This window comes from Parabacteroides sp. merdae-related_45_40 (genome assembly GCF_001915675.1).
This window is the reverse complement of sequence record NZ_MNQY01000007.1, coordinates 2,386-6,427: the sequence shown is the minus strand read 5'-3', so window position 1 is coordinate 6,427 and position 4,042 is coordinate 2,386. Positions and strand designations below refer to the sequence as shown.

At 42.1% G+C, this 4,042-nt stretch carries 4 protein-coding genes and 1 pseudogene (1 of these 5 cut by a window edge); all 5 read right to left on the bottom strand.

Annotated features, from left to right (window positions below):
• A pseudogene (locus BHV83_RS00140) lies at window positions 1-645 on the bottom strand (hypothetical protein); the annotation flags it as partial.
• A 53-nt stretch (window positions 646-698) separates the two neighbouring features.
• Window positions 699-1,787, bottom strand: coding sequence for a hypothetical protein (locus BHV83_RS00135; RefSeq protein ID WP_286755157.1), 1,089 nt, complete (start codon window positions 1,785-1,787; stop codon window positions 699-701).
• Between the two features lie 222 nt (window positions 1,788-2,009).
• The gene (locus BHV83_RS00130; protein ID WP_122116201.1) at window positions 2,010-3,347 is read right to left on the bottom strand and encodes a fimbrial protein; all 1,338 of its coding nucleotides are present in this window, start codon (window positions 3,345-3,347) and stop codon (window positions 2,010-2,012) included.
• 57 nt (window positions 3,348-3,404) lie between these two features.
• Window positions 3,405-4,019 (bottom strand): hypothetical protein, encoded by a 615-nt coding sequence (locus BHV83_RS00125; protein WP_286755153.1) that lies wholly within the window; start codon window positions 4,017-4,019, stop codon window positions 3,405-3,407.
• Window positions 4,009-4,042, bottom strand: partial view of a fimbrial protein gene (locus BHV83_RS00120; RefSeq protein WP_286755151.1) — the 3' end only. The gene runs 431 nt beyond the window's last position; the window shows 34 of its 465 coding nt (coding positions 432-465); the start codon falls outside the window, past its right edge; it ends in the stop codon at window positions 4,009-4,011. Before BHV83_RS00120 ends, BHV83_RS00125 begins: the two co-directional genes overlap by 11 nt.

The following is a 4,042-nucleotide window of genomic DNA, read 5'->3' as shown; positions in this document are numbered from 1 at the left end:
CAATTGTCTCGGAATATCCACCCGCACTTTCAGTTCCACCCGTGCAGCCAACTGTGTTAACGGGATCTGGATTGGAGAAGCGACTGTCGTCACGTCAAATGTTGCGGATTTGTTACCGACTTTCACCAACTGGTTAGCTTTATCTACAAATGCAACTTGATATGAATCGCCACCTTCAATAATCTCCTTCAATGCATCCAGAGATTGACAAGATTTATAAGCATCATTAGCCTCTGTCGGATTGGCTACGACCCAAAAGTCATAAGTACCATAATCCAAACCGGTTAAAGTGATTGTATATCCTTTTTTATACGTCTGGCTACCTCCATTTGGAGCGGGGGTATCTACATATTCATTCTCAGTTTCCGATAAAGCATCGCCAGAAAAATACTGAGACGTAATATATTTTTCATTTTCACCGAACACGAATATCCAGCAATCCTCTACATTCAATTCTTCCTCTGTCGCATACACATATCCTTCGTTTGTTGCAGCAGCTTTTGTGATGACGGAAGAGGGGGATAGTTCGATGACGAGATCGCCTTTGCCGGAAACGCCCGGCTCGTCTATTATTTTTTCTTCAGTACATGCTGCAAAGATGAACAATGCAGATATAGCTGTCAGGAATATATTTTTCGTTTTCATAATTGTGTGTATTTTACCTGTCGATACTTTCATTTTTATACTCTCCTATTTAATCACAATACAATTTCCGGGATGGAATTATGAACCCAGTCTCTCGTATAGAATTCGATTGTGGAATCTCCCCAGTCCGGAGTGATCGTCCAACGCACTTTTATGTCGTAAAGGTAGCCGCCTTTGATACCGTTATGATCGACTTCCTTCGTTATACCAGCCGGATTGATCGGGTATGTTTTCTCAAATGTTCTGCCGTCAACTGTGAACTTCACATACAAGGCTGTATTCATTTCAGAATCTTGTTTATATTGGTTAGCATAGCCATAGGCTGTTCCCATGTCAGTCCATCTCGTTCCAATTCGGTTACTACGGTTCAAAAAAGCGCCATCTTTAACATTGACACTCGCATCCCCTTCAACAATCTTGCCATTTTGTTGCAAGTTCACGAATTTAGCTTCATCAAAAACAACAGTCGGATTCCCTTCAAAACCTTTAAGTGTCACATCAAACTGAGAGAAGTCAAGTCGTGCAGCCACATGGGATACCTTCACAAGAATGGTCGTAGGATTATTTTCCGCAACAGACGGAGATGAATAAGAATTAGTTATATCTTTTCCAAAAACAATGCGCGTAGAACCATATTTGATTAGTTGATCCGCAGAAAGACATCCGGATATTTGTTGATTCAAAGCACTTTGTGCATCTCCAATATTGATATTTTTCAAAAATTGATTACCATTTATAACAACATGGGCATCCAATGTACGATTAGTTTTGTACTTCGTCACAAACTTCAGATCCTTCAAAGTGATAGAACCATCACTATTAGAACTTACCTGATTCCTATTTTGGGGGATTAAAATACCTATTACCTTTCCATCTTCCAATAAGAATACAGATACTTCAGATATCTTTTTTTCGTCATTGTTCTCATCACCTGTTGCAGGTCTGTCTTCACCGGGAACAACAGTTGTTGAAGCTTTTGTAGCCATTTCATTAAAAGCGACACCGAAGTCCAATACTGTATAAGCTTCCGTGGCTTCTTCAATACCCTTCTCTACATCATTCATGATAGCATCATCTTCCATGGAGCAGGAAAAACCGGCAAGAACCAATATTGCTGCGAAAAATATATTCTTAATTTTCATAATCCTATGTATTTTCTCATTTGACTTACGGTGCAAATGTACAGGGAATGCCGACAGGAGGCGATAGGCGAAACTTTCAAGATTAAGTGGTAAAAATACCAAAAGGCAAATTGAGAGGCACACCCTTTAATTGCGATAGAAACGATAAGCTTCTTTTAATAGACAAAAAATAAGGGGGCGTTTTGAAACGTCCCCTTTGGTTATTGTGAATTAATGATTTTATTAATTCGTATCATCTTCTGTTTGCTCGACCACATTCCACGGTGCCACTTCAATACTGAAATTGATACAAGCATTTTCCAAGATTTCATCCGGATTCGGGCTACCTTCACCGGTGATAGTTGCCGAGACCTTGAAAAACTTGTTGCTTGCAACATTACCGGCATCACCAACCAACTTCAAAGGGATATGGAAGTATCTTGTTCCTTTACTTTGATTCCCATCATAATAGTTGCCGGCAATAATCAAACGGGTCTGGTAAGCGCCACCCTCTTCTTTCGAATAAGACCCATCACCATTAGCAGTGAATGGAATACCCATAATGCTTTCCGGGCTATTTGCATTGATATATTTGTCAAAATCCCATCCTGTCAAAGCGTTTCCAGCCGTAGTCAATGACCTGTCGGAATATGTAGCCACCAATGCTTCATCTACAGTACTATTCAATGCAATCAAAAACTGATGTTCATCAAACGATTCAGGGGCTCCTCTGTAGAAACCGGCTCCCGTATTTTCTTCGCCCATAACCGATGCGTTAGCACGGACATTAGCCAAGAACACAGACGTAACATCAAATCTTATCGTTTTACCATCAGATTCCAATGCGCTGAAGTCAGCCTTCAAAGAAACCAATTGCACACGCGCGATGGAGCGAGTCATTATTACTTTAGTCGCACCTGCTGCTGGAATACTTCCTGTATGGTCGTCCTTTGCTGTTACTTTTTCCGGTGTACAAGAAGAAGCACCATTATACCAGTTTATGAAATGTTCCGTGTCGGAAGAAGGCTTTAAACCTCCAACAGTCAACTCTGGACTGTGCATTGGCAAATAAGATTTTCCTACTCCTACAGCATTTAATGATCTGATGTCTTTCGTTGTCTTTCCCTCCAAATCCACTAACTTGGTAACATCATTATAATGCTCCGTATTGGCCAACAAAACAACTTTAAAGGTTGTAGAAGAATTTCCCCCTTCTGTAGTCGGTTTTGCCACTTTCACATGGATAGCCTTGATTGAGGTGATGGACTGATTTTCGCCTTCTCCAGTAACATTATAGTCCTCACCTACCGTACCGGAACCATTCAAACTGACATGCTTACTGATCACATACTTTCCGGCTTCGTCAAAGACATAAGCCGTCAAAGACTGGATCTTGGCTTCTTTGCCGTTGCCGGCATCATCGTCACCTTCGGTCGATGCCTTCGTCATGACATCGGTTGTGGAGGCGAAAGAGAGATAAGCGTCTACCTCCTGCGGGCCGGATATTCCGTCATCGTCTTTTGAGCAGGATGCCATTGTGCAAACTGCCAAAGAGGCTAAAAATAAATTTCTTAATTTCATAATTATAATACGTTTAATTTGTTCTATTTTAAATATTTACCCTATGTGTTGCCATCATCAGATTTCAACATCCTGGCTCACTTGTCCCCAATTGACCACTTCGACTTGTACATCCAGGTCTCCGGTAGTCGGCCGTGGCGGAATCGGTATATTGGGATCTTTTTCGTGGTTGCCGTCGAAGCTGGTATCTCCGAAGGTGACATTCAGGCGATATACATAGTTGCGTTTAACGTAGTTGTGATTATATCCTCTGTCCAGACCGTTCCGGTTAATTACGGCGGTGAATATTTTTGTTTCCGCCTCATACGTGTCCGTTTCAAGCAAAGTTGCTCTGACCTGTATTTCTGTCGGGGCTTCAGAGCCATCGTTTTCCATCACGTAGTGCACATAAGGTGTGTCGTTTATCGGAGAACCGTTGGCGATATCGCAGTTCAATGCTGTCGCATCGCTGTTGCCGAGGTGTCCGGTTGCCATCACCACTCCCCAATAATCACGGCTGAAAAAACGTGAAGCCGTGCTCTGGTTCAATATCGTGACTTCTTCCACTCTCACTGTACGATTGCGCAGAAGTGTTTTTGTAAAATCGGTCTTGACATTGACCAAGTCGAGACGGGCGGCAAGACGAGTGATTTCGACTGGTTCGGCGATACCGTTGATATTTTCACTGCCCATCGATGCGTATCCCAGATAGTTGT

What these genes read in the sequence shown, in the direction of transcription:
- BHV83_RS00135 (WP_286755157.1), bottom strand. Translation starts at nt 1,787, where the DNA reads ATGAAAATTAAGAATATATTTTTCGCAGCAATATTGGTTCTTGCCGGT.
- BHV83_RS00130 (WP_122116201.1), bottom strand. Translation starts at nt 3,347, where the DNA reads ATGAAATTAAGAAATTTATTTTTAGCCTCTTTGGCAGTTTGCACAATG.
- BHV83_RS00125 (WP_286755153.1), bottom strand. Translation starts at nt 4,019, where the DNA reads ATGGGCAGTGAAAATATCAACGGTATCGCCGAACCAGTCGAAATCACT.